This window comes from Bacillus sp. AFS031507 (genome assembly GCF_002584635.1).
Taxonomy (GTDB): domain Bacteria; phylum Bacillota; class Bacilli; order Bacillales; family Cytobacillaceae; genus Neobacillus.
In genome coordinates, this window is the sequence record NZ_NUOW01000088.1 from 1 (window position 1) to 4,557 (window position 4,557).

Sequence of the window (4,557 nt, forward strand, 5' to 3'; positions counted from 1 at the left end):
GCGAATGGCTAGTTCTTACTCGACGGGAATCCCACCCGCTATATGATACGACCTAGGCTCGGCCGCACAAGCACCCGTTAGCCATCCATGTAGCGGAAAAATCGTCGCTGCACCACAGAGAATGAAAATGAATTAGAACCGTCAATACTGATTCTACGGCTGGGAGAGGAAGGTCGATACACTATGGTGCGTTAGAGCCCATCCGTTAGTCTGACTCCTTCGACCACGGTGCATCACTGATTGTCGCTCCCTTACGGGAAGCACTCATAGTAGATTAATCCTAATTTCTGGTTGTTGCACCAGCCTCTAATATAATGAGCCGTAGAAAGGAAGTTTTCAATGGATGTGATCATTGAAAGAGCGTGTGGTATGGATGTCCATAAAGACAACATTACTGCCTGCGTCATGACAACTGAAGGAAAGGAGATTAGAACTTTTTCGACTAAAACTGTTTTTTTATTACAGTTAATTGATTGGATTAAGGAACATAAGTGTACCCATGTCGCTATGGAAAGCACAAGCGTATATTGGAAACCCATCGTAAACCTGCTTGAAGCTGAAGGAATTGAGTTTTTAGTCGTGAATGCCCAACATATGAAGGCACTCCCAGGTCGCAAGACCGACGTTAAGGATGCAGAGTGGATTGCTCAACTTCTTCGGCATGGACTACTTAAACCCAGTTACATTCCAAATCGAAACCAACGAGAATTACGAGAACTTGTGCGTTACCGTCGAAGTATTATTGAAGAACGGGCAAGACAAATCAATCGAATCCAAAAAGTTTTAGAAGGTGCCAACATCAAACTTGGGTCGGTTGTTTCTGACATTATGGGAGTTTCAGCCAAAGATATGCTTCGTGCAATGGCAGATGGTGAAGAAGATCCTGAAAAACTAGCAAACTTTGCTCGACGTACATTAAAAAAGAAGAAAGAGGAACTTGAGCTGTCTCTTAATGGTTATATTCATAATCATCAACGTCTGATGTTAAAAACGATTTTAAAGCACATTGATTTTCTTACCGAGCAAATTGATATGTTAGATCAAGAAGTAGCTCAAAGGTTGAGTTCTTATCAAGAAGATATAGAACGACTTGATTCCATCCCTGGTATCGCTACACGAATGGCGGAACAAATGATGGCTGAACTAGGAAATAATATTAAAGAACAATTTCCTACTGCTGCCCATATGTGTTCCTGGGCGGGGCTGGTTCCTGGTCATAACGAAAGTGCTGGAAAAAGGAAATCATCTAAAACCAAAAAAGGAAACAAATATTTAAAATCAGCATTAATTGAAGCAGCTCATTCAGTTAGAGGATCAAAAAACTATCTCGGTGCACTGTATAGACGTACAGCATCACGAAAAGGAACGAAAAAAGCTGGAATAGTCGTAGCCCATGCGATATTAAGGATTGCTTATTATCTATTAACCCGTAAGGAAATGTATGTAGATTTAGGCGAAGACTACTTCGATAAAAAAAGACAGCAATCTATTGTTCGGCATTCCTTAAGAAGGCTTGAAAGTTTCGGTTATATCGTATCAATAAAAGAACCAGAAGCATCCTAATCCAACTAATTTATTAACAATAGATCAATGAATTGTCGCTCTCTTCCTTTTTTTAAAAAATGAATGAGCTGCGTCTTCTTTAGCATTGCCTTTTTTCCAATTTATAGAAGTGAATTTTCATAGTAGTTTAAGTGTAGGTTTTCACAAACTTTATCTTCGGAAGAAAGCAGAGTGAGACCAATTCTAAACAAAAAAAGGGGGCTTATTCCCCTCTCCGAATCTGATTACTACAATAATCCTTTTCCTGTGTCTTTTCTTTAAAAAACTGAAACCCATACAAAAGCAAAGATTCTATAAGGAAAATCAACGATACATGAATCTTTTTCATTCGTACAAGAGAGGCAATACCTAATCTACGTAACCAATCCACCAATACATAAGTGAAAATTGAATCAACTACGTCAGGAATAACATCCCCTGAAATTGGAGAATTATAAGTTAACAACAAGACAAAAACACCAAAGCAAAAGGGACTATTTTAAATTATAGTCTCTTTTACATTGTGCTGAATTTTAACCACTGGAAGAAATTTAAATATTTATCTAACTATACAAGAATAATACCTTTATAAAGCAATGGGAGGAACAAGATGGATAAGAATTCATTTGTTGAAGCACAGATTACGGAACATCAGCAAAACAAAAAACTAACTGCTTCAGAACTAGCTGATTTGTTTGCTAATTTTCAGGGAGATAGTATGTTTACTTGTGTATTCGAACATTTTCTTCAAGTGGTGGAAGATGATGAGGTTAAAGATTATGTGGAATTTGCAATAGCACTTTCTAGAAGACATGTTAAGCAAATAAGTGATATTTTTACCATGGAAAAAATCCCTGTACCTGTAGGTTTTGGGGAACAGGATGTTCGAAAAGATGCACCTCGTTTATTTGGTGATATGTTTATGGTTTTTTATATTACGCAAATGGCAAGTATATCATTAACAATCTATGGTAGTGCATATGGCAGTGCGACTAGACAAGATATTATGAATTATTTTAGAAACAATATAAATGATTCCGCAGAAACCTATGAAAGAGGAATGCATTTATTACTTTCTAAGGGAATGGATTTAAGTCCTCCAACAATTCCTTATGCTAATAAGGTTGATTTTGTTGAGAAAAAATCATTTATATCAATACTAACTGGAAGAGATAGACCGCTTACCGCAGTTGAGATAAAGCATTTACAATTAAACATCAATACTAATATTTTAGGCAAATCATTAATGTTAGGTTTTAGTCAGGTTGCTTCTTCAGAAACGCTTAGAAAATACTTTCGAGAAGGTGCACAACTTTCAGGTAAACAAATTAAGGCATTCTCCTTAGCTTTATCTAATCAGGATTTGCCCTCTCCTAAGTTAATGGATGCACATGTAACTGATTCAACTAGTGCCCCATTTTCAGATAAACTTATGCTATTTAATGGGGGATTATCAGGAAGCATAGCACTTTCCAACATGGGTGCTGCCCTTGGGCAGGTGATGAGACATGACCTAGCGGCAGAGTTTTCAGTGTTTATTCCTCTGATTGGAAAGTATATCAATGATGGAATAAATATGATGATAGAACATGGGTGGTTGGAAGAACCATTTACTGCACCAGATAGAAAAAAACTCTCTGAATCTTCACCAGGGAATCAGACTTAAAGTAGGATGAGAAAAATGTGAATAAGAATGCATTTGAAAAAATTTTATGGTCTATCGCATTACCTGGTTTTGGACAAATACTAAATCGAAAGTATATAAAAGGCATATTATTTATATTTCTTGAATTTCTGGTAAATATCCAATCTAATTTTAATGAAGCAATAATTTCAAGCTTTCATGGCAATATTGATACGTCTATTGAAGTAATAAATTTCAAATGGCTAATGTTTTATCCCTGTTTGTACTTTTTTTCAATGTGGGATGCAGTAAAGGATGCAAATGGGGAAGACGAATTTTCTCCGCTTTTATTTCTTCCTTTTGTTTTTTCAGCATATTTTGTAACTGTTGGTTTAATTTATTCGACCAAGATTAAGCTATTTGGAATATCGTTAGGACCTGTTTTTTTACCAATGCTTTTTGTAATTCCAGGAGTATTAATTGGGTTAGTTATAAAAAAACTCATAACAATGTTCATAAAATAAGAACGCCCATTTCGTTTTGTGATGAAAAGAATGGCGTTCTATTTTATGTAATTTACAATAAACAATCTTCAGCTATCGCATTCGTTAGTTGAAATACTAAAAAGTGCTACAGATTTTCCAACACCGATTGAGGTGTATTATCCCACTCGAATGAGAAGCGGTAAGTTTCTCTTAAGCACTTCCATGAACGGGTTTTTGTTGTTCTCCAAGACAATGAATCGGTGCCAATCGTAGGTATCATGAATGATATCAATAGCCCGTTGGTGACGGTCTTGAACCTTTGAAAAGACTACGGTAATTGACTTAAAATCCTTGTGTTGGTCATGACGTATATTATCAATACGATGAATATCCACAATCCCATTGCTACATACCTGATTTGGTCCATTTTTATTCATTAAGTTTTGAATAACTTCACTCTCCTTTTCAAAATCCTTCGGAGAGTTGGTTGCTAGGGCATTTTTTATAGATAGTAAGTGAGTAATGGCCCCGTTTCTTTCAATCACAATATCAGGGTCTTGAGGTCTCCCGTTCTTCCCCATAAATCGCTTCCCGATAGATAGCTGACTGTTTCCGTCTGAGACGGACTTATCAAAGACAGGTGCAGTCATTCCAAGAGTGTGGTAAAGGTGACGAAAGATAAGTAGTTCCGTGATACCGGTCAGATTCGCAGTACTACCAGTGAGGGTTCTAACCATGTCATAGAAATCCTGCTTTATGCTAAATAGATCGTGGCACGTGATGGTGTGTAGGTGTTCTTTGAGGTAAGTATCTAGGTCATTAAATGCACTAGTAAATATCAAGGTTATTCCAACTTTCTTCTTTTTGAGTATATAGATTCTCTTTTCTTCTTCAACTCCCTCAGAT

General features: G+C 36.7%; 4 protein-coding genes. 3 read left to right on the forward strand and 1 reads right to left on the reverse strand.

Features of this window, described 5'->3' with window-relative positions; genetic code table 11:
* The first annotated feature begins 339 nt into the window (after positions 1–339).
* From COE25_RS29850 to COE25_RS29865, 3 genes are all read left to right on the forward strand, one after another.
* A complete protein-coding gene (locus COE25_RS29850; protein WP_098935222.1) occupies positions 340–1,563 on the forward strand; it encodes an IS110 family RNA-guided transposase in 1,224 nt (407 codons plus the stop codon).
* Positions 1,564–2,152: 589 nt separating this feature from the next.
* Positions 2,153–3,208, forward strand: a complete 1,056-nt coding sequence (locus COE25_RS29860; protein ID WP_098935224.1) for a DUF3231 family protein — start codon at positions 2,153–2,155, stop codon at positions 3,206–3,208.
* Positions 3,209–3,225: 17 nt separating this feature from the next.
* Positions 3,226–3,690 carry a hypothetical protein gene (locus COE25_RS29865; protein ID WP_098935225.1) on the forward strand — a complete coding sequence of 155 codons (465 nt, stop codon included), beginning with the start codon at positions 3,226–3,228 and terminating at the stop codon, positions 3,688–3,690.
* 137 nt (positions 3,691–3,827) lie between these two features.
* Here COE25_RS29865 and COE25_RS29870 read toward each other — a convergent pair whose 3' ends face one another.
* On the reverse strand, positions 3,828–4,388 hold the full coding sequence (locus COE25_RS29870; protein ID WP_142354538.1) for a hypothetical protein: 561 nt from the start codon (positions 4,386–4,388) through the stop codon (positions 3,828–3,830).
* Positions 4,389–4,557: the final 169 nt, after the last annotated feature.